Here is a 13885-nt window from a genome sequence, read left to right on the forward strand (position 1 = left end):
ATACTTAATTGTTTTTTTACATAAAAAGATGTATAAATGCTAGAATTCACAGTTGGAAAGTTAGGATACCTCAATGCCAGTTGTAGCTAGCGAAATCAAGTTTGGTACAGACGGCTGGCGGGGCGTGATTGGTGATGAATTCACCTTTGAACGCCTCGCTTTAGTCGCACCAATTGCAGCGCAAGTATTATTTAACACGTATAATTCAACGGTGAATAGCCCGACAATTATTGTCGGTTACGATCGCCGATTTATGGCGGAAGATTTCGCCCGTGCTGTTGCTGATAGTGTCACGAAGATCGGATTTGATGTATTATTGAGCGAAACCTTTGCCCCAACTCCGGCTTTTAGCTGGGCGGCAAAACAACTCAATGCGTTGGGTGCGCTGGTAATTACAGCAAGTCATAATCCGGGAAAATATTTGGGCTTAAAAGTCAAGGGGGCTTTTGGGGGATCGGTGCCGCCAGAAGTAACCCATGAGATAGAAGCGCTTTTGTCTGATAAAGTGCAAACTGCTGCAACTCCAGGCAAAATCGAAATGTTCAACCCTTGGGGCAGTTATTGTCAAGGGCTTGAAGGCAAAGTTGATATTGCCAAGATTCGAGAGGCGATAAATTCAGGTAAACTGACGGTATTCGCCGATGTGATGCATGGAGCTGCATCTGGTGGATTGGCGATGCTGCTAGGAAATCAAGTAAAAGAAATAAATAGCGATCGCGATCCGCTTTTTGGTGGTGGTGCCCCAGAACCGTTACCCAAATACATGAAGCGTCTATTTGAAGTGATGAAGACGCACCGCGAAAGCAATCAAGGTTTGACGGTAGGATTAGTATTTGATGGAGATTGCGATCGCATTGCCAGTGTAGATGGTGAAGGTAACTTCCTCAGTTCACAAGTATTAATCCCAATATTAATCGACCACTTAACCTTAAGGCGCGGTTTTAAAGGCGAAATAGTCAAAACTGTTAGTGGTTCTGACTTAATTCCCCGCGTTGCTGCACTGCACAAGTTATCAGTATTTGAAACAGCAGTTGGTTACAAATACATCGCCGATCGCATGTTAGTATCGCAAGTATTACTAGGCGGCGAAGAATCAGGCGGAATTGGTTATGGTAGCCATATTCCCGAACGCGATGCACTGCTATCAGCATTATACGTGCTAGAGGCAATTGTTGAATCAAAACTGGATTTAGGCGATTATTACCGTCATTTGCAAGAACAAGCTGGTTTTGATTCGGCATACGATCGCATTGATTTACCTCTAGCAAGTATGGATGTGCGATCGCGTCTTTTGCAACAACTGCAAAAAGAACCTTTAACAGAAATTGCCGGACTTGCAGTCATTGATTGTCAAACAATCGACGGCTACAAGTTCCGTTTAGCTGATAATAGTTGGTTGATGATTCGTTTCAGCGGAACTGAACCAGTTTTACGTCTATACTGCGAAGCGCCAACACTCGAACAAGTGCATCAAACTCTCGCTTGGGCGAAAGATTGGGCGAATTCTGTTTAACAAAGTGTAGTAGCATAGATAAATATGCCTATGCTACTACAATTGTTAGTTTAGTTTGCTAACAGGGAATCCTAAAGCAAACACCAGCTTAGGAGTGATTATTATGGAGTTAAACAACTTCAGCCTTAGTATTTCACCAGGAACTGAATTATCTGGAGGTTATGTGCAGCTAGAACATAACACCCAGTACAAGGTAGTTTTGGCTAATCAGCGTGCTATGCGTTGTGATGCCAAGCTCGAAATTGATGGCAAGCATGTGGGAACGTGGCGACTTGAAGAGTATGATTCAATTGTGCTGGAACGTCCGGCACATGATACCGGACGATTTACGTTTTATAAATTGGGAAGTGCTGAGGCTGCCAAAGCTGGTATTAGTAAAGAGAATGCCAATCTTGGTTTAGTCAAAGTTACCTTTACTCCAGAGCATCAAGTTCAAACACGCACATCACCAGCTTACAGTTCACCTCCAGTAACAAGAGGAACGATAGAAGAAGGCACAACACGTTCCTTTAGTGCTGGTGGTACAGGATTATCTGGTGAGAGTAAGCAGCAATTTGGCAATGCGACTGCAATTGATTACGATTATTCACAAGCTACTGTAATTCACCTGCGGTTAGTAGCAAGAGTTGACGAACCCCGTCCTTTGACACCGTTATCGAATCCAGTACCCCCACCAATTCACTTGTAGAAAAACGACGATGACAAGACTTGTGGTTGCAACCTCAAATCCCGGTAAGTTGCGGGAAATGCAAGCTTACCTGGCTGATTTAGGTTGGGAATTGACTTTAAAACCTGAGGAATTGGAAGTTGAGGAGACAGGGGACACCTTTGCTGCAAACGCTTGTTTAAAAGCCTCTCAGGTGGCTAATTCGACAGGAAATTGGGCGATCGCCGATGACTCTGGTTTGCAAATTGATGCTCTTGGTGGGGCACCCGGAGTGTATTCTGCACGTTATGGCAAAACTGACTCTGAACGCATTGCCAGGGTATTGAGAGAATTGAAGGACGAACCGAATCGGCAAGCGCAATTTGTGTGTGCGGTGGCGATCGCTCGTCCAGATGGAGCGGTGGCGCTACAATCTGAAGGTGTTTGTCGTGGCGAAATTCTCGAATCCCCCCGTGGTAATGGTGGTTTCGGCTACGATCCAATTTTTTATGTTCCAGAAAAACAATTAACCTTTGCCGAGATGACAGCAGACTTGAAACGGTCAATTAGTCATCGAGGCAAAGCAATTGAGGCTTTACTTCCCCAACTGAAGAAAGTTAGGAGTTAAAAGTTATGAGTTATGAGTTATGAGCTGAAGAATATTTTTAATTCAAAACTCAAAGCCCAAAACTTTTAGAGAAAGTTAGGAGTTAAAAGTTATGAGTTATGAGTTATGAGCTGAAGAATATTTTTAATTCAAAACTCAAAGCCCAAAACTTTTTATTCCTAACTCCTAATTCCTAACTCTTAACTCTTAATTCCTAACTCCTAACTTTTTTAAACTGCTTCTGTGTTCTTTTCCCCGGTACGAATGCGTACAACTTGCTCAACCGGTGAGATAAAAATCTTACCATCACCGATTTCACCAGTGCGGGCAGCGGCGATAACTTTGTCTACCACCATATCAACTTGGCTGTCTTCTACGACAATTTCCACTTTGAGCTTTTGCAGAAACTCAACCGTGTATTCAGAACCGCGATAGCGTTCGGTTTGACCTTTTTGCCGTCCGAAACCCCGGACTTCGGAAACGGTCATACCGACGATACCAGCGTTGACCAAAGCAATTTTCACTTCATCGAGCTTAAAAGGGCGAATAATCGCTTCTACTTTTTTCATTATTTCCACTCCTTACTTCTAATAGCTTCGTTTATCTATCTAAGCAGATCATCTATCTAACGCTTAAAAAAGCAGCTCTGGCGATTTTTATCCTCAAATTAGCATTTTTTCGGTATTTTTCGTCAGCAAAAGGAAATTTGTCCATTTTTGAGCAGTTTTGCGGAGATATTCAAGAGACTAGATTTAAGCTATTTTACCGAGTTTGATGCTCAAAAAACGGACGTACAATTACATACCCAACGCCAAAAGCTGTAAGTATGATTAATAAAATGGCAATGACTAACGACCAAGCACTGAATTGTTTCGGCTCTGGTTCACTATCGGGATAATAGCGTACTTCTTCCTCTTCTATGAAAACTGGTTCGGGTACGGGGGGAGAGAAGTCTGAACTACCGAAATTGTCAGGCACATTTTCCGGGACTGCGGGTGAATAAACATGAGAAACCTGCTGTTGTCGTACTTGATTTAGGGGATGTCTGGTTTGACTTTTTAAATCGCCATTTGCGTAAGGAATTTGGTTATGCTTAGTCGCAGGTGAGGTATGAACCAAATTTTGCAGGTGTGAAAAAGACTGAACAACTTTGGTAATTTCTTGTCGGAGTAGTTGATTTTCCTGCACTAATTGTTTATTTTGGGCGGTGAGTGCATCTAACATTGTCTCTGCTGCTTGCAATTCTCCTGCCAAATCTCGGTATACAGATAGTGGTACAGAGGGAGAGTAGGCTTTAGGGTTTGCTGTAGATGTATGACTGGGAATAGAACCTGTGCTTGTTCGCATCGGTAGTTTACTATCAAAAATGAATGTAATTAGATTATTCTGAACTGCTATTAGAAAGAGTCAGCCCGGAAACTATGCCCAAGAATAATAGAAAAATGTCCACAAAAGCAAAGAATTTTTCTTTACATTTTTTAATGAAGGACATACGGAAAGTGGGGAGGCTGGGGAAGATAAGGGAAGCGTGTTAATTTTTTAACAATGGGAAAAAATGTCCTACAGGACCTTGCCCTTTGCCTATATCTAAAGCGTAAGAGAGTGCAGTGGTGAGGTAATTTTTTGCTTGTTGCACTGCTGCGAACAAGTCTTTTCCCATTGCTAGATTAGCAGCGATCGCCGCCGATAAAGTACAACCAGTGCCGTGAGTATTTTCTGTATCAACTTGCTTTGTTGATAAAGTTTCCAGATTTTGCCCATCAAAATATATATCAACACCTCGCAAATTCTCTTGCATCCCTCCACCCTTAACTAAAACAGCTTTCGCCCTCAATTCGCGGTGAATTATTTGCGCTGCTGCTTTCATCTCATCCAGGGTGTTAATCTCTAAGTTAGTTAAAATCTGTGCTTCATACCGATTTGGCGTGACAATTGTCGCTTTGGGGATGAGGAGATGGCTTATAGTCTGTACGGCATCATCAGAAATCAACTGCGCCCCGGTGCGTGATACCATTACAGGATCGACTACTAAATTATCGATTTGTAAAGTTTCTACTTCTTGGGCAACAGCAGCGATAATTTCCTGGTTGAGTAACATTCCCGTTTTCGCTGCTTGCACGCCAATATCTTCAACTACGGCGTGAATTTGGGCGATAACAGCTTCTTTTGGCATTGCATCAACCCGCGCTACTCCTACAGTATTCTGTGCTGTGACGCAGGTAATAGCGCTAGTACCGTGGACGCAGTGAAAAGCAAAGGTGCGTAAATCAGCTTGAATTCCTGCACCTCCACCGCTATCGGAACCAGCGATGGTTAAAGCAACAGGTATTTTGGATGTTGTTTGGGTGTTCATGGGGAGTGGGGAGTAGGGAGTGGGGAGTGGGGAGTGGGGAGTGGGGGAGTGGGGGAGTGGGGGAGTGGGAGACAAGGGGACAAGGAGACAAGGAGACAAAAAGAATAATTCTTGTTTCTCCCCATCCCCCCATCCCCCCCTCTCCCCACTCTCCCCCTGCCCCCCTCCCCCCATCCCCCCATCCCCAGTTAAGCTGGTAAGGTGTAACGTTGTTCGATCGCTTGTTTGATTGCTGTGCGACTTTCGTTAGCTGAGGTATGAGGATTTTTCTCAATTTTCTCAGCTTCTTGTGCTAAAGAATCATCTTTGATCGCTTCTTGAAACCAGCGGGAATAATCTCCCTGTTGTAGATGATATAACCATGTTTCATCATCTACGCCTTCTGCCATTTGAGTAAATAAAATCAAATTTTGGGCACGGAGATTTAATTTGCCTTCTGCACCTCTAAAGTAAAAGCTTTTATCTTCTCCGAGTTCGCCTTCAGCATATTTACGGAGATGGCGACGGCGTTCGGTACGCCCAGGTTTAAAGCGAAAACGTAGGGGTTCAGTATTTTGTTTGCGGAACCAAACTAACGCTTCTCCTGGTTGTAAAGTTTGCGGTGTAAGCTTTGGCGGAAAGTTACCGACAACTGAGCATAATTGTTTGATGTTTTCCTCTGGGGATTTGCCCACGCTGAGGATGGTATCTATTAATGATAAGGCTGGTGCTGCAACTTGATCGGGATGTACTGTAATTAACATCAGACCCGGAAATTGTTGCGGTAGTGTTAATTCAGTGGGGTTCCAAGATGCGGGCATTTCGTGGTGTGCTTCATCGACAACTATCCAATGAGGACGACCGGTACGCGATCGCATTTCTTGTAATATCGGCAGCAGTTCCGCAAAAAATGCCGGACGATCCTGCAAAGCAACGCCCAATAAGTTTAGTATCACATTTTGATGCGGTTGTTCAAGTAAATCTAATACTTCGGATATTCTTGGAGAGCGATCGGCATCACCCACGATAACCGCACCATCAAAATTTTCATAATCGCCTTCTGGATCAATAATACAAAATTGATAATTTTGCTCGGCGATGCGTTCTAATACACCTGTGGCTAAAGTAGATTTACCACCGCCAGATGTGCCAGCCAAAAGTATACTTGAACCATAAGCGGGAATATTTAGTTCACTATCATCTTCGGTTGTACCTAACAAGATATTGTGTCTTTGTAATTGATCGTTCAACTCAGATAAATCTGAGGCAATCATCCGATCAATTAGTTCAATAACGCCAGCACCACGACTATTATTAGTAACAAAATCTACACGTTCCTTGACAATTGGTAAAGCGTTGGCAACAGCAACCGAAAATTCGCAGAAGTTAAGCATAGCGTGATCGTTTTCTGCATCACCTACACCGACAACGTTATGCGGCGATAAATTCATCTCATTTAACGCCGCACTCAATCCAGATGCTTTATTGATACCTGAAGGTAGCACCATCACAGCACCTTTGTTAAAAATAACTTGCAATTCTAATCCTAAGTCGCGGATAGCTTGCAATACTGTATTTTCATTTGGATGCCAAGTCGCAACAATCACCCTACCAACAGACAAAGGATCGACGTTGCGTTCTTGTAGTAATTTAACAAACTCTTTTGGGGGTTGTGCGCCTAATAATTTTTCCTCCCGCGTAGCAGGTGAATACAACAAAGCACCGTTTTCCGCTACCACATAATCAAATAAATCAACTTGCGGAAATACGCGCAACAAATCGTCCAACTCGCGTCCGGTAACTAAAATCAGTTTCCGTCCAGAATTTTGTAAGCGTTTTAGAGCTTCTAAGGTATCCTCATTTACATGACCATCTGTTGCTAGCGTGCCGTCGTAATCTGTAGCTAATGCAAAGTAATGCATGGTGTAGGAGAAAATTTGCTTATATTCATACATTTATAGAATTACTTCTTTTTTCAGCTTTATTTATCCAGCTTGAGATATAAAAACGTTGACGTAAAAGTGCAAAGTTTATTTTAGAGTCTTGGTTTATGCCACAAAAAGAAGCAACTAACGTGTTAAGTTAAAAAACTGTAACTTACTTGCACTCTTATAATTATCAGGAAATATTAGCTAATGCCTTATCTGACATCAATCGGCGAAATTCGTTCTATTATTGCCGAATATAGTAATGTTCCAACTTTATGGATAGATACAGAAGTAGCTGATTATAAAAGTAAAAAACCGAGATTATCGCTGATTCAGGTATTAGATGATGCCAAAGATATGAGTGGCGATCGCGTTTACCTTTTGGATGTATTAGATAAACCCGATATAGTCGCTGACTTTATTAACCAAATTATGCTAAATCCTTCTATTGAAAAAGTCTTTCACAACGCTAGCTATGATTTAAAACTTCTTGGTAACAAAAAAGCTAAAAATATTACTTGTACTTTAGAGAGGGCAAAGAAAATTCCCTATTATATATTGCCATTATCCAACTATCAACTAAAAACTTTAGCTGTGGAACTTTGTAACTTTAACAATATTGACAAACAAGAACAAAGTAGCAATTGGGGCAAACGACCCCTAAGCGAAGAACAAATAGAATATGCTTATTTGGACTGCATTTATCTTGCTCAAGTTCACAAACGTTTGATAGAATTAAGTCAAGAAATTAGCCCTGACCCAGCAAAAGAAGATTTAATATCACTCGCAGCTAGATATCAGCAGGTTGAGCAAGAATCTAAACTGGTAAATTCCGAGTTTGAACATCTGCAAGAACGAGTTAAACAAGCGATGCAAGCTCAGAAATTATTGGAAACCTCAGATTTTAAACTTACTAGCTACGAACGGGAAACTGTGAAAGTGCCGTTTACAGAACTGGTAAAGCTAGTACAAACTGAAGGTATTAATTTAGATTTTCCTATTACAGTGACGAAGAAACTAAAGACAGATTTAGGAGAAAATATCGAACAATTATCTGTAGATGCAGAAAAAACAACTTCATGGCGATTGACTCATAAAAATGAGGCAGATGATATTGAGGAGGAATTTTAATTTAGATTTCCGATGCATATAGTTGTCGGGAATCTGGTTTTTCAGTATAAGCAACATGAAACACTGGTACTTGCTACATAAGATACCATGAATTTTTGACGTGTATCAGAAAATTATTCCGGAAATATGCAACGCCTAATCCTTAATTAAAGCTATTAAATATGAGGAAAGCCTGTCAATTGACTTTGCACCTCATGGAAAAATTAGTATTATTTTGTAGTTGAAGTAATTAAATTTTGGTACTAATTTGATCCGGGCGTAATAGCGGTTTATAGTAAATTATGATGGGGTTATTTGAGCAAAAGTGGACAGGGGTTGGAAAAGCATTTGCCATTGCTATGCTTAGTGCATTTATCGCAACTGCAATTATTTCTTGTGGTAACAACAAAAGTGTATTGGTAACAGAAATAAAAGTGAGTCCTCCAAACCGTCGAATTGGTACAGCATCGAAAGCAGGGGACTTTTATATTCAAGGGCAAAGTCAGCATGTAAGAGGAGACTCGCAAGCTGCGATCGCATCTTTTACGCAAGCGATTAACCTTAATCCTAACTATGCCGAGGCTTATAATAGCCGAGGACTTGCTTACTTTGATTTGGGTAACAAACAGGGAGCGATCGCTGATTATAACGAAGCCATTCGTATCAATCCGAACTTTGCCGAACCGTATAATAACCGAGGAAATGCGCGTGCTTCTCTTCAAGACAGCAACAACGCGATCGCCGATTACACCGAAGCGATTCGGATTAATTCTAACTATGCTGAAGCCTACAATAACCGAGGAAATGCTCGTTCAGCCATGAAAGACATAAACGGAGCGATTGACGATTTCGATCAGGCGATTCTCCTTGATTCTAGATATGCCATAGCCTACAATAACCGAGGTAACGCCCGCGCTGCCAACGGAGATCCTCAAGCAGCGATCGCCGATTATAACGAAGCCATTCGCCTCAATCCCAACTTTGCCCCAGCTTACAACAACCGAGGCAACGCCCGCGCCGCAAATAACGACAAACAAGGAGCAAAAGCCGACTTGCAACGCGCTGCAACCATCTTTGAGCGAGAAAACAATCGAGAATTATACCAAGAAGTGATGAACAATCTCAAAGAACTTGGACAATAGGTAAAAAAGTTAGGAGTAATGAGTTAAAGAAAGTATGGGCGGGGTAAAGAGCGCCCATACTAATGAGGAACGGAGTTATGAGTTAAAGAAAGTTGTTAATTCCTAACTCTTAACTTAAATCATCCTTAAACCCCTACACCGCTACTTTCAAGTGATTCCCAGCGCTGCAAAGCACGCATCATGCACCAAGCAGCGAGTTGAGGATTTCCTTTTTCTCTACCAAGCGCCTCATCAAACACCTTACATTCGTAAGCAAATTTGATAGGAGAGAGGCACATTGCTAAATCAAAAGCTCGTTCGCGTCGATCGCGTGTACTCCAGGGAATCTCTGACAAATAAGCTTGACGAACAGCAATTTGTCCAGATTCACCAAATTCTAGGGCATCTTCAAGCAGTCGATCTAACGAGAAAAATGGGTGGCTGATGATTGCTTCTTCCCAGTCATAAATAAGGATATTATCATTGGTTTGGAGAACAGCATTCTCAGAGTGCAAGTCAACATGATCGATAGAGTCTGGACAGCCAATAGACTTTAGCTCTGCCGCCCATTCTACCAATTTTGGCTGAAAGAAAGCTAAACGCTCCAGCAGTTCTGATGGACTATTGTATTGCTTGGCTAAAGTTCCTTTTTCATGCCAAATTTTCCCATACTTGTTGTTGATATCTTGGATAATTTTGTCAAGAAAGGCAGGCACATATCCTACAGGAGTTTGCGGCAGATGTTTTGTCTCTGCTTCTGGTAACTCGGTAATAGCTACTTGAATTTGTGCCATTTTCCGAGCGAGTTTTAACAGCGGTTGTAAAGAGTTTTTAGACTTGACTGTTTCACCTAAAAACGGGCGGAATAGCGTCCAAGTCTTTCCTTGCTGTTTATCCCAAGCCAAAAGTTGTGGCACGCTGGTAGGGAAATGCCTAGTTAAAAGTTCGTAAGTGAATGGTGCGTAGTCAAACAAAGATAACAGACACGCCTTGAATACAACCTCATTTAATTCATGTGTTGTACTTACGGCAAAGCGTGCTGTCACACCCCAATCTTTCAGGTTATGAACCGCTACTAATTCTATAACCTTAGGATTTCCAGGTAATACTGAGCTAATCCAGTCTCGCACCGCTGAATTATCTAATAAATTATTTGCCGACAATTGTTGATTCATGCGTTTTATTTCCTGGCTTATAGTTCAGCACGGAGGAATCGCCGCCAAAGTTCTTCTGCAATCTCTAGTGAGTTTGCTTGTACACCATATTTCGCCCAGTATTTACACAGATTTTCTAAGTCTTGAGCGAGTAGGGAAAATGCATTTGGGTTCAAATGTGGATCGACAGATTGGGGAAAATCTATAATCTTCACACTTCCTTGCCAGTAAAGGATGTTGAATGGTGAAAGGTCGCCGTGTATGCGATCGCACGCTAGCCACAGTTCTACATTGCTAAGAAGTTGATGAAAAAGCAACTCGGCTTCAGTTGGTGTCAGCAAAACTTTATTGAGTATTGGCGCGGGTTGTTGCTCATCTCCCACGTATTCCATGAGAATAGCGCTATCGGCGCAAGCAAAAGGTTTGGGAACATCAGCCCCAGCAGCGTAAAGTAGGTTGAGCGTTTGAAACTCGTGTTCGATCCAGCTTGTGAATTGGACTTCACGTCCTTTTCGTGTCTTTTTATTGAAAGCACGTTGTAGCCGTTTATCAAGTATCACCCGACCTGCTTGATAAATTGCATCATTCTGAAAGCTGCGGTTTTGACGCGATCGGTAAACCTTGGCAGCCAAAAATTCCGTTTCAGTTGAAGGGTGAGCTTGGCAGCAGTAGACTGTTGCTTCTTTGCCGCTTTTGACTACGTTGAGTACATCTGTAATTAAGCCTTCTTCAAAGAAGACTTCAAGGAGTGATTGATCGGACATGTCTTCTTCCTAAATAAGTTAATGCAAAGTGATTCTGCACAACCATCACAGCAAGAAGCTGCTGCAACTTGATATGGCAAAAAGCCACGAACATGTGGATCTCGTTCGTGGCTTTTGGCAATAAAAAAAGCCGCAAACGGATTTCTCACGTCCACAGCTTTTTAATAAACAGAAGACTAGCTTACCTGAAACGGTATTAGAGTATCAAAATTGCTAGAAACTATTTTTGACTTCGCAGCTCTTGCTAGACGTGAAAGTTAGATGAGTGTTTTGATGTTGATTGCTCTTCATATCACGCCTCCTTTCCACAAGAACTGCGGTGATTTACAGATTTGTCTATTTATATTAATAGCATAATCTTTGCCACGTTTAACCCTCAGAACCGATGTGAATGCGGTTTTCAACTTCGGCAAACTTATCTTCTGCTTGCTGTTCGCTATGCAGTAGGGAAACAACAATCCCGACAATAAACGCTAGGGGGATACTAATTAATCCTGGATTTTTCAGCGGGAAAATAGCAGCATCATGCTTGAGTATTGTTACTTGAATTGTCGGTGACAAATAAATCAACACTAAAGAAGAAAACGTACCTACTAACATACTCGCTACCGCACCGTTAGTGGTGAAGCGACGCCAAAGCATCGACATGAGTAAAGCGGGGAAGTTTCCAGAAGCAGCGATCGCAAATGCTAAACCCACCATGTAAGCAACATTTTGTCCTTTAAACAAAATACCCAATATTATCGCCAAAGCGCCCAAAAGCACTGTAGCAAAACGAGCGACCCGCAGTTGTTCTGTTTCGTTAGCGTGACCTTTTCGCACCACATTCACCCACAAATCGTGAGATAATGCTGCCGCACCGGAAAGCGTTAACCCTGCCACTACCGCCAAAATTGTGGCGAAGGAAACCGCTGCAATAAAGCCTAAGAAAGCATCACCGCCTAAAAATTGGGCTAACATCGGTGCTGCCATGTTACCACCAGTACCGATTTGCTTAATCGCATCTTGACCTACCAATACCATCGCCCCGAAGCCGAGAATGAAGGTAAGCAGGTAAAAAGCGCCAATAAAAGCTGTGGCATATGTTACAGAATTTCGGGCTGCCTTCGCATCGGGTACTGTATAAAAACGCATCAAGATGTGAGGTAATCCCGCAGTGCCAAACATCAACGACATTCCTAAAGAGATAGCGTCCCAAGGATCGGAAACTTGTTTGCCAGGAGCCAATACACCTGTATACTTATCAGCAGCGGCAGCAAATAAAGCGATCGGGTTAAAACCAAATCGTGCTAGCACCAAAATAGCTAGTAAAATAGTCCCGCCGAGCAACAAAATTGCTTTGATAATTTGCACCCAAGTAGTAGCAATCATTCCGCCGAAAATCACATAAGCCATCATCACGCAACCGACGATGACAACAGCTAATTCATATTCAAAACCAAACAGCAGCTTGATTAACTCTCCCGCACCTACCATCTGGGCAATTAAGTAAAAGCTAATCACCGAAAGCGTACCAATAGCAGCTGCGATTCGTACTGGTGTTTGTCGCAAACGATAAGCCAGCACATCTGCAAAAGTATACTTGCCCAAATTACGCAGAGGTTCCGCAATCAGGAACATAACGATGGGCCAGCCCACCAGAAAACCGATAGAATAAATTAAGCCATCAAAGCCGTTGAGTGCTACCAGCCCAGCAATACCTAAAAAGCTAGCAGCGCTCATAAAGTCACCTGCTAAAGCAAGTCCATTTTGGAAACCGCTGATATTACCGCCAGCCGTGTAAAAGTGCGATGTGGTTTTGGTATGTTTTGCTGCCCAGTAGGTAATGCCTAAAGAACTAATAACAAAGACAAAGAAGAAAGCGATCGCCAACGGGTTAAAGTGTCCCAGACTGGCAATATTCACTTGACCCAGCAGCATATTATAACACAAATTATTCATATTGGGAATTGGTAATAGGTAATGGGTAATGGGTAATGGGTAATGGGGAATTGGGAATTGGGCATTGGGAATTGGGAATTGGTAATTGGTAATTGGGCATTGGGCATTGGGCTTTTTGAAGAGGGGAAAAGGGTAAAGGGTAAAGGGAAAAGGTAAAGAAAGAAGAAATATTTTTCCCTTCCCCTTTCCCCCTTTCCCTTTTCCCCTCTTTAAAATCCCCATGCCCCATGCCCCATTCCCCATTTTCCATTCCCCATTACCCATTCCCTCACTTTTGCGTCAGCCTTGCGACTTTACGATCGTAAATGTTATTTGCCCAGCGCACGTAGATAAAAATTAATACCCATGCAGAAATGATTACCAGCGCCCCCAATAAAATACCGAGGCTGAGTCCGGGAACTACCAACGAACCCAGCAGAGGTTTGTTGAACGCAATCAGCAGAATGAAGCCAAAGTAGATAAACATCATGACTCCAGTCAGTATCAGCGATACTCGCCAGCGTTCAGCCGCCAGAGATTGGAGAGCTTTTGTGCGATCGTCCATGTCTTGCTTTGCGACGAATGAAGATTAGGTCAGATTTTCTCATTGAATCTGATTTTTATGCCATTTTCTTAAAAATTATTTAGTAAATATATTGCTATTTCAAGTAACAAATTAACCTCAAAAGGTGAAGTTATTCGTAGTCAGCATGAATAGCGCTTATTTGTCTACTCAAATCTCGCTAAAAGCCTGAAAATATGTTTTACACATACGCTACATAAACTTATA

13 protein-coding genes are annotated in these 13885 nt (G+C 42.3%); 5 read left to right on the top strand and 8 right to left on the bottom strand.

Features of this window, described 5'->3' with window-relative positions; genetic code table 11:
- Positions 1–73: 73 nt before the first annotated feature.
- The 3 genes from AABK37_RS12080 to rdgB all read left to right on the top strand — a co-directional run bounded on the left by AABK37_RS12080 (position 74) and on the right by rdgB (position 2787).
- Positions 74–1513 (top strand): phosphoglucomutase/phosphomannomutase family protein, encoded by a 1440-nt coding sequence (locus tag AABK37_RS12080; RefSeq protein ID WP_432551806.1) that lies wholly within the window; start codon positions 74–76, stop codon positions 1511–1513.
- A gap of 103 nt (positions 1514–1616) precedes the next feature.
- Positions 1617–2201 (top strand): hypothetical protein, encoded by a 585-nt coding sequence (locus AABK37_RS12085; protein ID WP_432551807.1) that lies wholly within the window; start codon positions 1617–1619, stop codon positions 2199–2201.
- 10 nt (positions 2202–2211) lie between these two features.
- Positions 2212–2787 carry an RdgB/HAM1 family non-canonical purine NTP pyrophosphatase gene (rdgB, locus tag AABK37_RS12090; RefSeq protein ID WP_432551808.1) on the top strand — a complete coding sequence of 192 codons (576 nt, stop codon included), beginning with the start codon at positions 2212–2214 and terminating at the stop codon, positions 2785–2787.
- A 209-nt stretch (positions 2788–2996) separates the two neighbouring features.
- On the opposite strand, the gene AABK37_RS12095 is transcribed toward rdgB, so the two are convergent.
- The 4 genes from AABK37_RS12095 to AABK37_RS12110 all read right to left on the bottom strand — a co-directional run bounded on the left by AABK37_RS12095 (position 2997) and on the right by AABK37_RS12110 (position 7020).
- Positions 2997–3335: a P-II family nitrogen regulator gene (locus AABK37_RS12095; protein WP_190825925.1), complete on the bottom strand. Its 339-nt coding sequence runs from the start codon at positions 3333–3335 to the stop codon at positions 2997–2999.
- Between the two features lie 193 nt (positions 3336–3528).
- Positions 3529–4113 carry a hypothetical protein gene (locus AABK37_RS12100; protein ID WP_432551809.1) on the bottom strand — a complete coding sequence of 195 codons (585 nt, stop codon included), beginning with the start codon at positions 4111–4113 and terminating at the stop codon, positions 3529–3531.
- Between the two features lie 184 nt (positions 4114–4297).
- On the bottom strand, positions 4298–5119 hold the full coding sequence (thiD, locus tag AABK37_RS12105) for a bifunctional hydroxymethylpyrimidine kinase/phosphomethylpyrimidine kinase (RefSeq protein ID WP_432551819.1): 822 nt from the start codon (positions 5117–5119) through the stop codon (positions 4298–4300).
- A 188-nt stretch (positions 5120–5307) separates the two neighbouring features.
- Entirely contained in the window at positions 5308–7020 is a 1713-nt protein-coding gene (locus AABK37_RS12110) for an HAD-IIB family hydrolase (RefSeq protein ID WP_432551810.1), read from the bottom strand.
- 213 nt (positions 7021–7233) lie between these two features.
- Between AABK37_RS12110 and AABK37_RS12115 the strand changes: the two genes are divergently transcribed.
- Both AABK37_RS12115 and AABK37_RS12120 read left to right on the top strand, forming a co-directional pair.
- Complete coding sequence (locus AABK37_RS12115) at positions 7234–8157, top strand: ribonuclease D (RefSeq protein WP_432551811.1); 924 nt, start codon at positions 7234–7236, stop codon at positions 8155–8157.
- A gap of 278 nt (positions 8158–8435) precedes the next feature.
- Positions 8436–9278 (top strand): tetratricopeptide repeat protein, encoded by an 843-nt coding sequence (locus AABK37_RS12120; protein ID WP_432551820.1) that lies wholly within the window; start codon positions 8436–8438, stop codon positions 9276–9278.
- 125 nt (positions 9279–9403) lie between these two features.
- Here AABK37_RS12120 and AABK37_RS12125 read toward each other — a convergent pair whose 3' ends face one another.
- The 4 genes from AABK37_RS12125 to AABK37_RS12140 all read right to left on the bottom strand — a co-directional run bounded on the left by AABK37_RS12125 (position 9404) and on the right by AABK37_RS12140 (position 13660).
- Positions 9404–10432: a phosphotransferase gene (locus AABK37_RS12125; RefSeq protein WP_432551812.1), complete on the bottom strand. Its 1029-nt coding sequence runs from the start codon at positions 10430–10432 to the stop codon at positions 9404–9406.
- A gap of 17 nt (positions 10433–10449) precedes the next feature.
- Positions 10450–11175, bottom strand: a complete 726-nt coding sequence (locus AABK37_RS12130) for a serine protein kinase RIO (protein WP_432551813.1) — start codon at positions 11173–11175, stop codon at positions 10450–10452.
- Positions 11176–11544: 369 nt separating this feature from the next.
- The gene (locus tag AABK37_RS12135; RefSeq protein ID WP_432551814.1) at positions 11545–13380 is read right to left on the bottom strand and encodes a sodium:solute symporter family transporter; all 1836 of its coding nucleotides are present in this window, start codon (positions 13378–13380) and stop codon (positions 11545–11547) included.
- 4 nt (positions 13381–13384) lie between these two features.
- On the bottom strand, positions 13385–13660 hold the full coding sequence (locus AABK37_RS12140; protein WP_432551815.1) for a DUF485 domain-containing protein: 276 nt from the start codon (positions 13658–13660) through the stop codon (positions 13385–13387).
- Positions 13661–13885: the final 225 nt, after the last annotated feature.

This window comes from Tolypothrix sp. VBCCA 56010 (assembly GCF_050875635.1).
In the GTDB taxonomy this organism is placed as follows: domain Bacteria; phylum Cyanobacteriota; class Cyanobacteriia; order Cyanobacteriales; family Nostocaceae; genus Hassallia.

Excerpts from the sequence above, each read along its gene's own strand:
- AABK37_RS12080 (WP_432551806.1), top strand. The coding sequence starts at position 74 with ATGCCAGTTGTAGCTAGCGAAATCAAGTTTGGTACAGACGGCTGGCGG.
- AABK37_RS12085 (WP_432551807.1), top strand. The coding sequence starts at position 1,617 with ATGGAGTTAAACAACTTCAGCCTTAGTATTTCACCAGGAACTGAATTA.
- rdgB (WP_432551808.1), top strand. The coding sequence starts at position 2,212 with ATGACAAGACTTGTGGTTGCAACCTCAAATCCCGGTAAGTTGCGGGAA.
- AABK37_RS12095 (WP_190825925.1), bottom strand. The coding sequence starts at position 3,335 with ATGAAAAAAGTAGAAGCGATTATTCGCCCTTTTAAGCTCGATGAAGTG.
- AABK37_RS12100 (WP_432551809.1), bottom strand. The coding sequence starts at position 4,113 with ATGCGAACAAGCACAGGTTCTATTCCCAGTCATACATCTACAGCAAAC.
- thiD (WP_432551819.1), bottom strand. The coding sequence starts at position 5,119 with ATGAACACCCAAACAACATCCAAAATACCTGTTGCTTTAACCATCGCT.
- AABK37_RS12110 (WP_432551810.1), bottom strand. The coding sequence starts at position 7,020 with ATGCATTACTTTGCATTAGCTACAGATTACGACGGCACGCTAGCAACA.
- AABK37_RS12115 (WP_432551811.1), top strand. The coding sequence starts at position 7,234 with ATGCCTTATCTGACATCAATCGGCGAAATTCGTTCTATTATTGCCGAA.
- AABK37_RS12125 (WP_432551812.1), bottom strand. The coding sequence starts at position 10,432 with ATGAATCAACAATTGTCGGCAAATAATTTATTAGATAATTCAGCGGTG.
- AABK37_RS12130 (WP_432551813.1), bottom strand. The coding sequence starts at position 11,175 with ATGTCCGATCAATCACTCCTTGAAGTCTTCTTTGAAGAAGGCTTAATT.
- AABK37_RS12135 (WP_432551814.1), bottom strand. The coding sequence starts at position 13,380 with ATGGGTAATGGGGAATGGAAAATGGGGAATGGGGCATGGGGCATGGGG.
- AABK37_RS12140 (WP_432551815.1), bottom strand. The coding sequence starts at position 13,660 with ATGGACGATCGCACAAAAGCTCTCCAATCTCTGGCGGCTGAACGCTGG.